Raw genomic sequence first — 15935 nt, 5'->3', positions numbered from 1 at the left:
GCTAGAGGAAGGTACTCAAATCGGAACTACGCTAGGAACCGTAAACCTATTAGCCCTACTAATCAAGCAGAAATTCGCTATTGATGCAAAAGAGTGGCTATCCACCTTACCTTTATCTCAACTCTATAAGCTTTCTGATAATATTCTTTCTTATGATACATGGGAGGATTTTAAAAATTGTATAAATTCGTAGAGTCTTTTTTGATTTATATTTGTGTATGTATAGACTTAAAATGGAAAAAAAGCTTGCTGTGAGGTATAATATAGATTTTATGGTATTTTGAATGCTACAAGTACAGTAGCAATCGACATTAGAGGAATGTCGTATATAGTTATTCGTAAAGGTAGGTAGTTATGGAAAAAATCGTATCAAAAACAAATGCTCGTGTAAAGAAATGGGCAAAATATAAGGAAAAAAAATATCGGGATAGCGATCGATGTTTTCTTGTTGAAGGTGAACATTTATTGGAAGAAGCGATTCGCGCTAAATTACTAGATTGTATTTTAGTGGAAGAAGGTCATACTTATGATACGGGAGCTTATCCCTGCTATGAGGTAAGTTCTATGATTATGCGTAAGTTATCCGATAGTGTAAGCGGAACTTGGTTGATTGGCGTTTGCCACATGCCATGCCCTATGGATTTTGTGATGGGAGAAAAAGTCATTTTGTTAGATGATGTGCAGGATCCGGGAAATGTAGGGACAATTTTACGCAGTGCATACAGCTTTGGGTTTGATACAGTGGTTTTATCAAAACATTGTGCAGATGTTTATAGCGATAAGGTTATTCGTTCTACACAAGGTGCATTGTTTCACATGCAGGTTATACGGACCGATTTATCACAAATCATTGATCAGTTGAAGGAGAAAAAAATACCGGTAATCGGAACTGCGTTGGAGAATGCTTCGGCGATGAGTACGATTGAAGCGGTGGATCGAGTCGCGCTTTTGTTTGGAAATGAAGGAAACGGTGTTTCTAAGGAGTTGCTAGCGAAATGTGATGAAACCATGTATATCGAAATGCACGCTTTTGAATCGCTGAATGTTGCAGTGGCAGCCGGTATTGCTATGTACAAATTTCGTAGGTAAACAACAAGAAAGCATCTATCTTACATTTGTTTGATGGGTGCTTTTTTTGTGGAAGGAGAGGATAAAATGTTTTATTATATACTGTTTGCAGGACTTTTCGGAATGTGTATTGCCAGCTTTGTTAATGTTGTGATCGATCGCTTACCGAAAGGTATAGGGGTTGTTAAAGGACGTTCAATTTGTCCAAAGTGTAAACATAAATTATCATTTTGGGATATTATCCCCGTATTGTCGTATTTTTTGCTTAGAGGGAAGTGTCGTTATTGTCATGCTTCCATTGGAATTCGTGATACGATAAATGAAGTTTTCGGTGGATTATGGGCAATTTTTTGTTTGTTGCACTATGGTGGAGGAGAGGTAGTTTTGGTGTTTTTACTAGGAATGGTATTGCTATGTATTTCCTGTATTGATTTTGATACCATGCTTATACCTAATCGTATATTGGTGATATTTGGTATTTTGGTTATAGCTCTTGCTGAAATAGAGCCACTGCCTTCGTTTAAAGAACGTATTGGCGGAATGCTTATCGTTAGTGGTTTTATGCTTGTTATGAATCAGCTGATAGAATGCTTTGGTGGAGGGGATATAAAGCTCATGTTTTTGGTTGGATATCTTTTAGGAGGAAGAGCTTGCGTGTTTGCTTTTCTAATAGCTGTTTTAACGGGAGGAGTATATGCAATACTTCTTTTGCTTCTGAAAAAAGCAAATCGCAAGTCATACATTCCATTTGGACCATTTTTAAGTTTGGGTATTTTGGTTGTTTTTTTGTGTTACAGATAAGTATATTTCATAAGTTTATTAAAAATAGCGAGAATGCCATAGCTTTGTTTTAAGAAATTTTTGAATGTGCAGATAACAAAAGCGTTTGAATCATTGTTGAATGGTTAGGTGGATAAGAGTCTGATAGGATACTTTGATCGTATTTGATATATCTATGAAATTTCTTTACGAGGTATCGGGTATGTGCACAAGGATCGATACTACAGTCTTTTTTATTTGACTAGCTTATTTGGACTACATAATGTAATCTACAATTTTGATTAGCTCGTGAAACTAATTCTTGAATTTATAAAGAAATTTACGTATAATATATGCGAAAGTGTTGATCAGGATAAGTAATAAGTGAGTCGGCTTAGGGAGAGAGGATCAAGGACTGAAAGTCCTCTTGTTGGATAGCTTATGAAATTCACCTAGGAGCGAGATTAGACATCTCCCGTATCCATGACGGTTATCATGAAAGTAAGGTGTGTCGCAAGACGAAACAGGATGGTACCGCGCTGCATAGCGTTCCTGTGGTCATGCGATTTTTTTTATGGAAAGGAAGATAGTATGGAAAAGTTAGAAACAATACGCAAGGAAGGTCTTGAAAAGATTGCGGCTTGTAAAGACGTAAATGAGCTACAACAGCTGCGTGTCCTTTATTTAGGTAAAAAGGGACCGATTCAAGAAGTTATGAAATCTATGAAGGATTTGAGTGCTGAGGAGCGTCCGATTTTCGGTCAAAAGGTAAATGATGTAAAAAAACTGATGAGTGAGGCTATTGAAGCACGTAAGGAAGTGCTTGAATCAGAAGAAATGGAGCGACGTATCGAAAGTGAAAAAATCGATATTACACTCGATGGACAAAAACCAAGCTTAGGCAATCTTCACCCTTTAATGCTTGTGCAGCAAGAAATTGAGGATTTGTTTGTTGGTTTAGGTTATCAGGTAGGAGAAGGTCCTGAAGTAGAGCTTGATCTATATAATTTCGAACGTGCGAATATTCCAAAGGATCACCCAGCAAGAGATATGCAGGATACTTTCTATATCAATGCAGAGGAGCTGTTAAGAACTCATACAACAGCAATTCAGACAAGACAGTTGGAAGAATTCGCAAAGGAGGATAAACTGCCAATCAAAGTAATTTGCCCGGGCAAGGTATATCGTCGTGATGACGATGATGCTACACATTCGCATCAATTTATGCAGTGTGAGGGTCTTGTTGTAGGGGAAGGCATTCGCTTATCTGATTTGAAGGGAACATTGCTGTTTTTAGCCCAGTCGATGTTTGGAAAAGAGCGAACAATCCGTTTTCGTCCGAGCTACTTTCAATTTACAGAGCCAAGTGTTGAGGTTGATGTGAGCTGTCATGTTTGCGGCGGTAAGGGGTGTCCTGTATGTAAGGGTACCGGTTGGATTGAAATTTTAGGTGCTGGTATGGTGCACCCGAATGTATTGACGATGGCAGGTTTTGATCCCAAAAAGGTAAATGGCTTTGCTTTCGGTATCGGTATTGAACGTGTGGCAATGTTAAAATACGGTATTAGTGATATTCGTAATTTTTATACCAATGATATACGTTTCTTAAAGACGTTCAGCCGTTTTGAATAGGAGGTAGTGTATGCAAATCAGTAGAAAATGGTTACAGCAATATGTGGATATTTCAGATTTATCCATTGAGCAGGTGGCGGATAGATTAACAAACAGCGGATCTGAAGTAGAAGGCATTGAAAAAATGAGTCAAGGATCCAATCTTGTCATTGGTGAGGTAGTTTCCTGTGAAGATCACCCGGATAGTGATCATCTGCATGTATGTATGGTAAATTTAGGTGATAGTGTGGAACAAATTGTTTGCGGAGCACCGAATGTAGCAGCCAATGAAAAGGTTATTGTAGCACATGTCGGTGCAAAGCTTCCCGGGGGCGAAATTAAAGAAAGTGTCATTCGTGGAGTAGAGAGCAAAGGAATGCTATGTTCTTTATTAGAACTTGGTGTTGATGCGCATCATTTAAGTGAAGAGAGTAAAAATGGAATTGAATTATTGGATAAAGATGCACCGATTGGTTGTGATGATCCGCTTGGATATTTGGGACTTGATGATGAAATTATGGATATTGGCTTGACACCGAATCGCAACGACTGCCTTGCGGCTTGGTCGATGGCTTTGGAAACCGGAGCGGTATTGGAACGTGAGGTTCATATTCCCAATGCTGACGGAGCATCTGATGTTGGAAAAGCAACGAAACTAAAGGTAAGCAGTGAAACTGATAAATGTCCTTTATTTTTAGGAAAGGTAATCGGTAGTATAAAAATCGGACCTTCTCCTAAATGGATACAGGAACTTTTAATGGCTGCTGGTATCAAATCTATTAACAACGTAGTGGATATTTCGAATATCGTAATGTTAGAAACAGGACAGCCACTGCATTTTTATGACATTGATGCTCTGCCTGCTCAGGAAATAACGGTAAAGGATCATATTCATGAAGCTTATACGGCTTTAGATGGTATCAAATATGATTTATGCGATGAGGATATTGTGATTACGACGCAAAATAAACCGATTGGTATTGCCGGTGTTATGGGGGGCGATGATTCCAAAATTACAGATGAAACTAAGGGGATTATTATTGAAGCTGCAATTTTCGATCATGTCGCTATTCGTAATACGGCACGTCGTTTAAACCTTAATACCGATGCATCAATACGCTATCAAAAGGGAATAGAACCGATGGCAACCTTTAAGGCGATGGATCGTGCTGTTCAGCTATTGGTGGAATATGCAGATGCAAAGGATTTAGAAGAAACCGTACAGTTTGGTAGCAATCATTACACGCCTACGGAAATTGATGTAAATGTAGAGCGTATCAATACTTTATTAGGAACTGACTTTCAGGAAGATGAAGTTGTAAAGGTATTGAACAATCTGCATTTGAATCCTCAAAAGCAGGATAAGGATATTCATGTCATTGTTCCAAGTCATCGTACAGATTTGATAATTGAAGAGGATATTGCCGAGGAGATTATTCGTATATTAGGGTATGATCGTTTACCGATTACGATGCCGCAAACAACTTCTACCTTAGGATCTTTGAATAAACGTCAAAAATTAAGGAGGAGATTACGTACTGCTTTGAGCGATCTAGGCTATAATGAAGCTATTAGCTATACCTTAGTTAGCAAAGAAAAGATCGATCAAGCCGTGATGGGACAGTGCGAGGTTGTAGAGTTGGCATCTCCAATGAGTGAGGATCGCCGTTATGTACGAAGTTCGATTCTTCCTAGCATGTTGGATTGTGTTGCTTATAATCAAGCACGTAGCATGAAGGATATTGCGTTGTTTGAAATCAGCAACACGTATGGTGTCCATCACGTAGAAGAACGCTTATGTGTAGCGGCAAGTGGTGCTTTGCATAAAAATCGTTGGCAGAAATTCAGTGTTGAAGTAGATTTTTATACGCTAAAGGGTGTTTTGAGTGCATTGTTGGAAAGTCTTGGATTTGATGGAAATCGTGTAAGATTTAAAACAAATCAAATAGATACAAAGAATTTCCACCCATATCGAAGTGCAGAAGTTTACCTTGGTAAAGAATTACTTGGAATGATTGGGGAAGTGCACCCACTAGTTTGTAAGCAATATGATATCGAACGAACAGTAGCAATGGAAATCAATCTTGAAATACTTTTAAAGAATAAGGCAAGTAAGGTGAAATTCACTGAAGTATCCAAGTATCCTTCCGTAACACGTGATTTTGCTTTTGTTGTGAAGGAAGAGGTTATGGTCGCGGATATCATTAGCAGCATTAAGAAAAACAGCCGTCTAAACAAAGAAAATATCATTCAGCAGGTAGAAGTATTTGATGTTTATACAGGGGAACATGTAGAAAAAGGATATAAATCAATAGCATTAAGCGTTACGTTCCAATCCTTTGAAAGAACCTTAAAGGATAGTGAAATTACAGAGATTTATAATAAAATATTAGAAACACTGAAGCAAGATGTGCAAGCTGAGCTTCGCGCATAAAGTTGTTTATAAGGGATATCGAATGGTCGATATCCCTTATATGTATTAGAAAGAAACTTTCATCAGACAGATTTTTTAATAGTACTTTCATAAATGAGATACTATCTGCTTATTTTTATAGAAAGATGCCTGTTGCAATAGAGCTTTAAGAAAATATTGATAAAATGTGTTATTATATAAGAAAAGCTAGTTCGCAATAGGACGTGAACTAGCTGTTTATTTCGTTTGTGTTGTTCCATGCTCTAAACGGAAAACCAAGATTTCAGGAGGGCAGAATAAGCGCATATCAGTATCAATGGTACCCAATCCATTGGAAACATAGAGCTGGGTATTTCCAATGGTATAAGAGCCATGATTGTAGGTAACCGCTCCTTCTATTGTCTTAATAGGACCAAACAAAGGAAGGTAAATTTGTCCTCCTAAGGAATGTCCCGCTAACGCCAAATCAATATAATTTGTATTGACCTGTGTGCTTTTTAAGGTATCCGGACAATGTGTAACGAGTAGGTTGAAATCTTCATCGTTAATTTTTGAAAAAGCAGTGGTACTGTCAATCGTACCGTTTATTTGTGAATCTAATCCAATGAGAGTGATGCTGGCATTGGATTGTTTGCGTAAACGGACACTTGTATTTGTAATAATTTCAAAATCGCTTTGATAAAGAATATCGCTTACCATATTTTTGATTTCCTCATTGATGAGGTCTTGATCTCCTAATACAGCAAATTTTCCAAGCGGAGCCTTGATTTCTTTTAATAATCCTATAAGCTCTTGCTTTGCAGCTTCATTAGGAGCCTTGGAGGCGAAAGAATCAAACATATCGCCTCCGAAGATGACGATATCGGCATCAGCTTGATTCATTTCGTTTAGCATGTTGCTTAAGCGCTCTTTATTCATAAAAGAATTATATTTTATATCACTAAAAAAAGCGATGCTGAGATTGTTTAGCTCTTTAGGGATTTTTGTGCTGACAATACTTTCATAGTGAAGTTTTACGTTTTCAACTGAAATATAAATAGAGTAGAAAAAAATTGTTGCACCGATCAAACATAAAATGATTAGTATGGATACGATTTTAATGAGTCGTTTTATCACATTTTCACCTCATTTCGTTTTTATTTTATCATACTTTATAAGTGAAAGAAAAGCATATCGCGGGATATGCTTTAATTTGGCATCGGTTTTCTTCGTTGTGTCGGTCTTGCTGCTCTTGATTGTTGAAGAGCCTGCATTGCAGCCTTAGAATTGATAATAACCGGAATTACAATTGGGTTTCGATGAGTTTTATTGTAAAGGAATGGTTCTAAAGTGCCACGCACACAATTTTTTAACTCGGAAAAGGTTGTACGTTGCTGCATTTTTTCATTTAAGGCATTATATACAATCATTTCCGCTTCCTTTAATAGTCCCTGTGAATCTTTGATAAAGACAAAACCGCGAGATACGATGACCGGTTTCGTTAAGACTTTGTTTTCACGGGAATCAATCGCTATAATAACAGCTACTAATCCGTTATCGGCTAAAATCTTACGATCTTTTAAAACGGCAGTAGAAACACCGCTGATATCATTTCCATCAACATAAATGTCATCTGCCATGATACGCCAACTGCTTTCAAAGACCTGATGATTGCGTAAAATAAGCACATCACCATTTGCACAGGTGAAAATATTTTCTGATGGAATACCGGTCTCAATCGCCGTATCCTTGTGTTGCTTCAACATCTTATATTCTCCATGAACCGGCATGAAGTATTTTGGCTTAATTAGCTGTAGCATAAGTTTTTGTTCCTCTTGAGAGGCATGCCCGGTCGTATGAAGATTTCCTAAAATAGATTTTGTTAGGACGTTAGCACCGGCACGGAACAACTTATTGATAACCTGATTTACACTTGCTCCATTACCGGGAATTGGGGAAGAGGAGAAGATTACCGTATCCCCAGGAATCAGCTTGATATAGCGATGGGTTCCATTCGCAATTCTCGATAGTGCCGCAAGCGGTTCTCCTTGGCTTCCGGTACACACAATACAAGTTTTGTTTGCCGGTGTGTATGCTAACTGCTCAGGAGAGAGGAAGTGCTGCTCTCCTACCTTGATTTTACCGGTTTTACGCCCGATGGTAACGACATTTTCCATACTGCGTCCAAAGATGATGACCTTGCGTCCGCAGGCAATTGCTGCTTCGATAATTTGTGCCACGCGATAAACATTGCTGGCAAAGGTTGCAACAATTAAGCGTCCTTCGGTCTTTTTCATCGTATCAAGGATTTCAGCAGCAACCTTTTTTTCGGAAATGGAGAAATCTTCAACACCGGAATTGGTAGAATCGGATAGTAATAAATCAACACCGATCTGTCCCATATAAGCCATTACTTGATAGTCAGCATTGGAGCCGATCGGAGTAAGGTCAAATTTAAAATCACCGGTATGCACAACACGTCCATTTGGAGTATTGATTAAAATTCCCAAAGAATCCGGAATGGAATGAGTTGTGTTGAAGAAGCCACAAGTGAAGTGATGCATTTTTAAAGAGCTGCGATCACTGATCTCGATGAGCTTTACGCCCCGAAGCATTTTGCGCTCCTCTAGTTTTTTTGTAATCAAGGCAACGGCAAATGCCGGTGCATAAATAGCCTCGATATCAACGGTTTTTAATAAGAAGGGGATACCTCCGATATGATCCTCATGACCATGGGTGATTACTAGCACCTTCCGCTTGCGATTATTTTTTACCAAATGGTTATAATCGGGGATAACATAATCAACACCGAGTAAATCCTCCTCAGGAAAACGAACACCGGAATCAACGATTAAAATTTCGTTTCCGTGTTCAAAGCAGTACATGTTCTTACCAACCTCACCAAGACCGCCAAGGGCATAGATCAAGGTGTCATTGCGTTGAGTATTATTCTTATTATAACTGTTTGTCTGATGTTCCTGACGAGTTCTCGGTGCATGGCTGCGATTTTGATTTACGTTCATAAAAACTCCTTTCACTTTCTTTGATATGCACCTCATATCTATTTGTTATTATAGCATATTTTCTAAAAAATAAACGCAATTTGCGCATGCATTTTGATGTAAGCGTGTATCATTTGTGAAGAACAAAGAAAAATGCTCGTTTGTCGAGCATTATTCGATGATGATGCTGTCTTTTTCGGCATGCCATGGATCATTTTGATTGATACGATCGTAAAACAGTGTACCGGAGAAGTGGTCAATTTCATGCTGAAGCACGATTGCTAAATAATCACTTGCTTTGATCGTGATTTCCTTATTCTGTAAAAGATCATAAGCCTTTACGGTAATACGGGCATGACGTGGGACAAGTCCTTGATGCTCCTTTTCAACAGATAAGCAGCCTTCACCGTTTTTTAAATAGGAAAGCTGTACGGATTCACTGACGATACGGGCATTAGCCAATGCAAATTCTTGGCTATTTCCTTCTTCATCGGGAACCACAACAGCTAACATTTTCTTTGGTATACCAAGTTGAATGGCGGCAATTCCTACGGCCGGACGCAAACCGTTTTGTTCGGCAAGCTCATTATCCTGTGAATCACGTACATATTGCAACATATCCATCAAAAGCTGTTTGTCCTCTGCGTTTAAAGGCAGTTCGACATTGACACTTTTTTTTCGAATGACAGTATCGCTATCCTGTATGATATCTTTATAAATATAGCTCATATAGTTTCCTCCAGTGCTTACCAATTTATTTTAAACAAATTCATTGCGAATATCAAGAGCATCTGCAAAATAAGAAAATCGGAAATGATATGAAAAAGAAAAAAAATATGGTATTATTGTACTACGAGAAAGGAAGGAGTCTGACAAGCGTGCGGATTAAAAATGTAATCATTAGTTTAAAACTTCCTAAAAAATACGATATATTGATTCAGGCTACTGTTCTTTTGTTAATTGCGTTTGGAACGCTTATGATCTGTTCCACTACGGTTGGAAAAACCGCGCAAGATACCATGGCGTTACCTAAGGCGATGCTGAAGCAGGGAGTCTTTATTTGTGTTTCCTATTGTTTAATGATGTTTTTCGCAAATAATTTCTCTTTATCGAAATTTCGAAAACATTACTTGATTGTCGGTGCAGTTATCCTCATTGCTTTATTTTCTACACGTTTTTTTACGGAAGTTTACGGTTCAAAGGCATGGATTCGTATCCCGCTTCCGGGTATGGAAGTAACCTTACAGCCTAGTGAATTTGCAAAGGTTTATTTGATTGTTTTAATCGGTTTGTTTGTGGAAATGGCAGGACACAGACGTTTGGATTTTTGGAGCATTGTAAGGATACCGGTTCTTTTCTTTGCGGCGATGTTAATTCTTATTGTTCTCCAGCCCGACTTAGGTGCAGCGGCAATTTTATGCTTATTGGCTGCTATCTGTTTTTTGATTCCTTCACATCAAGGCTTGCGACAAAAACAGAAATGGGTGAAGTGGCTGCTTGTCATTGGTAGTATCCTTGCCTTGTTGTTCACCAGTAATATAGGAATTAAAATATTATCTGAAATACCGTTTTTAAGCCATGTTGCTCAGCGTATCGAAAATACGATCAATCCTTTTAATGACCCTTTTAACACCGGGTATCAGGCAATCAACGGATTGTATGGTATTGCACGAGGTGGTTTGACCGGTGTTGGTTTAGGACAATCCATTCAGAAATATGGCTATTTAACGCAATCGGACAATGATTATATTTTATCGATTATCATTGAAGAATTAGGGATTTTCGGTTTTCTGTTTGTCGTGCTTTGCTATGGCTTACTTATTCAGCGTTTGTTTTATTATGCTTTTCGTACGAAAAGTGAAGGATATAAGGTGATTTTGATTGGTTCGGCAATGTATATATTTTTGCATTTTGCTTTGAATGTCGGCGGTGTGTCAGGATTAATTCCTTTGACCGGTGTACCATTGCTGTTTATTTCCAGTGGCGGATCTTCTTTAATGTCAATCATGAGTGCTATGGGAATTTGTCAAGCAATTATATCACGTATTCGTCGGCAGGGAGCAGATCAGCTGCCTAATCAACGGATTAAGAAAAAAGAGTCCTAGGGGAATAGGACTCTTTAAGAAAGGGAAGAGGAGAAACAAAGATTTGGGGGTACAGCCTTATCGGCTGCATTACTATCATGCCCTTGGAAAACGGTTTTATACATGAGGAGTGAAAAAAATATGCGCATTGTTGCAGGAAAATTTGGATCGAGAGTGATTCAAGCAGTGGAAGGACAAACGACAAGACCGACTACGGATAAAGTAAAAGAAGCGATTTTTTCGCGAATCGGTCCTTATTTTGATGGCGGAAGTATCTTGGATTTATTTGCAGGGAGTGGCGCGATTTCTTTAGAGGCTATTTCACGGGGTATGGAACATGCTGTTTTGGTAGATATGAATGGGAAAGCAATCTCTACAATTACAAGTAATATCAAGGCATTAGGCGTACGTGATGCTTGTACGGTATTAAAAATGGATTATAAGACCGCTTTGCATAAGCTTGAGGAACAAAAGCAAAGCTTCGATGTGGTTTTTCTTGATCCACCGTATAAAAAACAACAGATCAGCAGCATTTTACAGTATTTAGATGAACATGATATGGTAAAGGAAAATGGCGATGTTATTTGTGAAAGCTTAAAAGAGGACATCTTTGAAGATGCTGTTGGTTCTTTGCAAAAGGTAAAAGATGTTACCTATGGGATTACTCGTATTACATATTACAGAAAGAGGTAATTATGAAAAAAGCAATTTTTCCGGGCAGCTTTGATCCATTGACACGTGGACACATGGATATCATCAAGCGTGCCTGTAAGCTTTTCGATGAGCTTATCGTTGTAATTTTGAACAATTCTAAAAAGACAAGTATGTTTACAGTTGAAGAACGTATCAGCTTTTTGCAAGCTGCCACACAGGACTTAGATAATGTTCGAGTGGCTGATTATGAAGGCTTAACCGTAGAGTTTGCAAGAGCGGTAGGTGCTTGCTGCATGGTGCGAGGTGTACGCAGTATAAAGGATTATGAATATGAGATGGAAATTGCAGCTATCAATCAGCACATAGCTTCAGAAATCGAAACGCTCATCTTATTTGCCAATCCACAGGATAGTTTTGTATCTAGTTCGGCAATTAAGGAGATGGTTGCCTATGGGCAAAGTGTTGAAGGTTTGGTAAGCGAAGAAGTATATGCGGCTTTATTAAAAAAGTGCTGAGAATGCTCGACTTTTACGAACATAGCAAAGCGATAAGTTTCATGATATAATGACAATTAGATGAAGAAGGTGTGCTATGAAAAAAAGAATAGCGATAAACAAAGAAAAGTGGAAGGGTAAATATATCACCATTGTAGCGATGCTTTTGATTATCAGCAGTCTGTATGCTACTAGCTATTTATTATTTTTACGTGTTATAGATGTCGATGTTACCAAATATGCATCAATTATTTATCATGGTGAAACGGGTAGTGCAACGGTTAAGGTAAATAATGATATGCGAGCCTATAATCAGCGTATTCAGGAATTCATGGACTCTATTACTTATACTGTTACACCGATAGATAAGCTTTCGAATGAAGATGTTATTACAATACGAGCAAGCTACGATGAGGAGTTGGCACATCGTTATAATATCCACCCTGTAAATATCGAACGCAAGGTAACAGTGAGCGGGCTGCCTGTTCGCTATGAGCATGTTGAAGATATTGAAGAAGATTATTTGGAAGCAATTGAAAAAAGCGGAGAAGAGTATTTAGAAAAGCATCAGGAGATGATTTTGTTAGAGGATTTTACAACCTTTTTACGTGATGAAGAGCCTGAACTGAAAGAGCAAAAGCTAAGCTATCGAGTCTTTTTAGATGCTTTTGGTGCAGAAAATAAGGACAAGATTGTAGATGTTTATGCAATTCAAGCGTCTGGTTTCGTAAAAGGCGAAGAATCAGATGAGACAAAGGAAATTCGTGATGAAACAATTTATTATATGGTAACCTATAATGAAATCAATACCTCAAAGCAGGTGTTGGAGGAAAATATCTTTGGTGAAAAAATGCTTGCTTTAGGAGCTTATGATTTTAGTCAGCCGGAAAGTTTTATGCAGTATATGCAAACAAAGTATGGAAAGCAGTACCAGATTTTTGAAATGTCATTAACACAAGAAAAGGGAGAAAAGTAGTATGTTGGAATTTCGATACGATACGCAGCTCTTGATTGAGGGAGAGCATTTAGATGAAGCAGCAATCAACGACCCTTTTTTAAATCATTTTCAAGGTGATTGTTTGTTGGCAGTAGGAGATGAGGAATTGATCAAAATTCATTATCATACCAATGAGCCTTGGAGAGTTTTGGAATACTGTGCCTCTTTAGGTGAGATTTATGATATCGTTATTGAGGATATGGAACGTCAGTCAAAAGGATTAAAGGGGTAGGCTTTGGCGGAAACGAAAATATAGGAATAGCTATTTTTGTAGATCTATAAATTTATATTTTAAAACAGCATTATTTCAGCCATATGATGGTGAGATAATGCTGTCTTTTTTATGTTATGAGTGTAAGATTGTTTTTAATTCATCTAAGTTTTGCGTTTCACTTTCATTAAAGGTAATCTTACAAGCATCGTCAGAGGAATAACGAGGAATGAGATGAAGATGGAAGTGATGTACACTTTGACCTGCAATCTCATTCACATTGCTTAATATATTCATGCCCTTTGCACCAGTACGCTCGATAATCCGATTTGCTAGCATTTGCGCAACTTGAATCAAATGCGCAAGAGTTTCTTTATCACAATCCAAAAAGCTATCATAATGCTTTTTCGGAATGACGAGGGTATGACCCTTGGTAACCTGCGAAATATCTAAAAAAGCCATAACGGTTTCATCTTCATAAATACAGGAACTTGGAATTTCGTTAGCAACAATTTTACAAAATATACACATATATTCAACCTTCTTTCTATGCATTATTATATCATAAAAAAGCAGAAATCAATGAGATTTCCGCTTGATTGTTAGTCTACATATTTTTCATCAATTGCTTTTAAGCCATCATAGATATCTTTGTCATAAACATTAAATTCATATTTATCTAACCAATAAACATTTGATGCATTTGTAATTTCACTGGATCCGGTAGAAACGATAGCATCAATTGCATCGTCCTCAAATTTATTTGGATCTACTTGTGTTACTTTAAATACATAATATTTACTGCTTGTTGTATCCTCGATAACTTCCTCGATCAAACCTGGTTTTTCCATTGCTTTGATTTTATCGAAAGCACCGGTAGGAAGAGAACTCTTTGTAGTGTAAGTTTCTTCTAATTGCGAAGTGCCTGATGAAGTGTTGACTGTAGTAAATTCTTCAATCGGCTTTCCGTTTTTGATTTCCTCTAACGCTTTTTGTGCATCTTCTTTTGAGGTAAATTCCAATTTCTGTGCTTTTCTTGGTGAATAGCTGGAGAATAAGGATTTCTTATTGTTCTTCACATATTTTTTAACAAGTCCTTGTTGCTTTGTATTTGGGTAAAGGACCTTTTCCTTGTATTCTTCTTCATTCTTATATCCGGCATCTTTTAATTGCTGTTCAAAGTTTTCACCGGCACTGCTCTTTAAAATTTTTAATTGATCCTCAACGGATTTTTTCATTTCATCAGTTAGCTTGATTTCTTCTTTTTCGCTAATTACATTCAGAGCTTCGTTTAAGGTAAAGCTAGCACCATAGGTGCGTTTAGCAACATCATAAACCTCACCCTTGGTGATTTTGGTATCACCGATCGTAACAAGAGCCTCATCGGATTTAGAAATGGAAGTAGAGGCATCTGCACAGCCGGCAAGAGCTACAGCTACTAAGCAAGCTGTTAAAATCGTACATTGTTTTTTCATCGCTTATGCCTCCTATTTCAAGCCTAAAGAAGCTTTTATTTGTGCTTCCAGGTCTTTGTCGTTATATTTGATATCCAACTTTTTACTTGCTTCCCAAATTGCGTTTCCGTAAGCGTTGCTGGTATCGGAATTAAGAATCGCATTCACAATCGTATCCTCTAAATCTTTATCCTTTAGCAGCTTATCTTTATCTGTTTCATGTACCTTGATCATGTGCCAGCCTTTATAGCTGCTGTTATCTTCCTTGACCCATTCGCTGACTTCGCCGCTCTTCAATTTAAAAGCAGCGTTTTTAAAGCTCTCTACATATTGTGTATCCTTATCCATCAAACCAAGATAGCCGCCGTTTTCTTTTGAACCGGTATCATCGCTGTATTTCTTAGCCACTTCAGCGAAATCTTTTCCGGCTGCCAATTCCTTCTCAACCTTTTCGATTTTTTCCTTTTCTTCCTCTGTAGGATTTTGCGAATCTGCCATCTTAATAAGGATATGAGAAACAGTACGAGGCTGTTTAGCATTGTAATAATCAGTAAACAGGGTATCAAGGTGTGCCTTGACATAATCGCTTGTTAATTTGTTCATCTTTACCGCTAACATAGCATACTCGTCCAATGTATCATAATCATAACCTAGTGGATTGAGCTGTGCATTGATATACTCCTTAAGATCGGTATACCCATACATAGACATATTGCTTTCCGCCTGTGTTATGAAGTTGGCCTTGTAATTGCTGGCCTGTGTTTTTAGCTCATCGTTTTCTTTGACGGCTTGAGAAACTACGGCAATCTGAAATTTTGTAGATACAAGATTGCTGCCATAATTATTGTATAAGATCTTATCCAAATCATCTGCGTAAATATACGTATCATCTTTCATGGCCGCAACTACATCTTTGCCGTCATTTGTTTTGCCGCTGACACGATCTTTATTGGAATCATAAATGCAGAAAACTGCAAAACCGATAAAAATCAGTGCTACAAGTACGACAAACCATTGTCTTTTTAGCATTTCTATCATAAATATCCTCCTATTTGCGATTCTGTATTATTATAGTAGATTTGAGGCTTGATTGCAATTTTTCTATGCGTTTCACGTAATTTTCCATAGTCTGATATATATTTTCCCAAATTCTTTGAGGGTATTTAACGCAAACAGGAAAGGAATTTTTATAATCTTGCAAAAATTCTT

General features: G+C 37.7%; 15 protein-coding genes and 1 pseudogene. 10 read left to right on the top strand and 6 right to left on the bottom strand.

What is annotated here, in order from left to right; genetic code table 11:
* The 5 genes and pseudogenes from EUBDOL_RS11620 to pheT form a co-directional block, all read left to right on the top strand.
* Nucleotides 1–193 (top strand): annotated as a pseudogene (locus tag EUBDOL_RS11620) (hypothetical protein); the annotation flags it as partial.
* Nucleotides 194–354: 161 nt separating this feature from the next.
* Nucleotides 355–1089 carry a TrmH family RNA methyltransferase gene (locus EUBDOL_RS01200; protein ID WP_004797684.1) on the top strand — a complete coding sequence of 245 codons (735 nt, stop codon included), beginning with the start codon at nucleotides 355–357 and terminating at the stop codon, nucleotides 1087–1089.
* A 66-nt stretch (nucleotides 1090–1155) separates the two neighbouring features.
* Complete coding sequence (locus tag EUBDOL_RS01195; RefSeq protein ID WP_040462830.1) at nucleotides 1156–1869, top strand: prepilin peptidase; 714 nt, start codon at nucleotides 1156–1158, stop codon at nucleotides 1867–1869.
* 549 nt (nucleotides 1870–2418) lie between these two features.
* Entirely contained in the window at nucleotides 2419–3459 is a 1041-nt protein-coding gene (pheS, locus tag EUBDOL_RS01190; RefSeq protein WP_022419689.1) for a phenylalanine--tRNA ligase subunit alpha, read from the top strand.
* Nucleotides 3460–3469: 10 nt separating this feature from the next.
* Nucleotides 3470–5872: a phenylalanine--tRNA ligase subunit beta gene (pheT, locus tag EUBDOL_RS01185; RefSeq protein ID WP_004797679.1), complete on the top strand. Its 2403-nt coding sequence runs from the start codon at nucleotides 3470–3472 to the stop codon at nucleotides 5870–5872.
* Between the two features lie 216 nt (nucleotides 5873–6088).
* Here the strand turns inward: pheT and EUBDOL_RS01180 are convergent, their stop codons facing one another.
* The 3 genes from EUBDOL_RS01180 to def form a co-directional block, all read right to left on the bottom strand.
* Nucleotides 6089–6967: a metallophosphoesterase gene (locus EUBDOL_RS01180; protein ID WP_004797677.1), complete on the bottom strand. Its 879-nt coding sequence runs from the start codon at nucleotides 6965–6967 to the stop codon at nucleotides 6089–6091.
* Nucleotides 6968–7038: 71 nt separating this feature from the next.
* Nucleotides 7039–8853, bottom strand: a complete 1815-nt coding sequence (gene rnjA / locus EUBDOL_RS01175; protein WP_022420487.1) for a ribonuclease J1 — start codon at nucleotides 8851–8853, stop codon at nucleotides 7039–7041.
* 150 nt (nucleotides 8854–9003) lie between these two features.
* Complete coding sequence (def, locus tag EUBDOL_RS01170; RefSeq protein ID WP_004797674.1) at nucleotides 9004–9561, bottom strand: peptide deformylase; 558 nt, start codon at nucleotides 9559–9561, stop codon at nucleotides 9004–9006.
* Nucleotides 9562–9710: 149 nt separating this feature from the next.
* Here def and EUBDOL_RS01165 point away from each other — a divergent pair, with 149 nt between their 5' ends.
* The 5 genes from EUBDOL_RS01165 (at nucleotide 9711) to EUBDOL_RS01145 (ending at nucleotide 13293) form a co-directional block, all read left to right on the top strand.
* Complete coding sequence (locus tag EUBDOL_RS01165) at nucleotides 9711–10937, top strand: FtsW/RodA/SpoVE family cell cycle protein (protein WP_050750068.1); 1227 nt, start codon at nucleotides 9711–9713, stop codon at nucleotides 10935–10937.
* Between the two features lie 102 nt (nucleotides 10938–11039).
* A complete protein-coding gene (rsmD, locus tag EUBDOL_RS01160; protein ID WP_004797671.1) occupies nucleotides 11040–11609 on the top strand; it encodes a 16S rRNA (guanine(966)-N(2))-methyltransferase RsmD in 570 nt (189 codons plus the stop codon).
* Between the two features lie 2 nt (nucleotides 11610–11611).
* Entirely contained in the window at nucleotides 11612–12085 is a 474-nt protein-coding gene (coaD, locus tag EUBDOL_RS01155) for a pantetheine-phosphate adenylyltransferase (protein WP_004797668.1), read from the top strand.
* 76 nt (nucleotides 12086–12161) lie between these two features.
* Complete coding sequence (locus tag EUBDOL_RS01150; protein ID WP_004797667.1) at nucleotides 12162–13040, top strand: hypothetical protein; 879 nt, start codon at nucleotides 12162–12164, stop codon at nucleotides 13038–13040.
* A 1-nt stretch (nucleotide 13041) separates the two neighbouring features.
* Entirely contained in the window at nucleotides 13042–13293 is a 252-nt protein-coding gene (locus EUBDOL_RS01145; protein WP_004797665.1) for a hypothetical protein, read from the top strand.
* 114 nt (nucleotides 13294–13407) lie between these two features.
* Here the strand turns inward: EUBDOL_RS01145 and EUBDOL_RS01140 are convergent, their stop codons facing one another.
* The 3 genes from EUBDOL_RS01140 to EUBDOL_RS01130 form a co-directional block, all read right to left on the bottom strand.
* The gene (locus EUBDOL_RS01140) at nucleotides 13408–13803 is read right to left on the bottom strand and encodes an HIT family protein (RefSeq protein WP_022420493.1); all 396 of its coding nucleotides are present in this window, start codon (nucleotides 13801–13803) and stop codon (nucleotides 13408–13410) included.
* A gap of 71 nt (nucleotides 13804–13874) precedes the next feature.
* A complete protein-coding gene (locus EUBDOL_RS01135) occupies nucleotides 13875–14747 on the bottom strand; it encodes a peptidyl-prolyl cis-trans isomerase (protein WP_004797662.1) in 873 nt (290 codons plus the stop codon).
* A gap of 12 nt (nucleotides 14748–14759) precedes the next feature.
* Nucleotides 14760–15764, bottom strand: a complete 1005-nt coding sequence (locus tag EUBDOL_RS01130) for a peptidylprolyl isomerase (protein ID WP_004797660.1) — start codon at nucleotides 15762–15764, stop codon at nucleotides 14760–14762.
* Nucleotides 15765–15935 lie beyond the last annotated feature (171 nt).

The sequence above is a fragment of the Amedibacillus dolichus DSM 3991 genome (assembly GCF_000154285.1).
GTDB classification, from domain to species: domain Bacteria; phylum Bacillota_I; class Bacilli_A; order Erysipelotrichales; family Erysipelotrichaceae; genus Amedibacillus; species Amedibacillus dolichus.
Note: the sequence above shows the minus strand (reverse complement) of the source record. Positions and strands in the feature narration are given on the sequence as shown.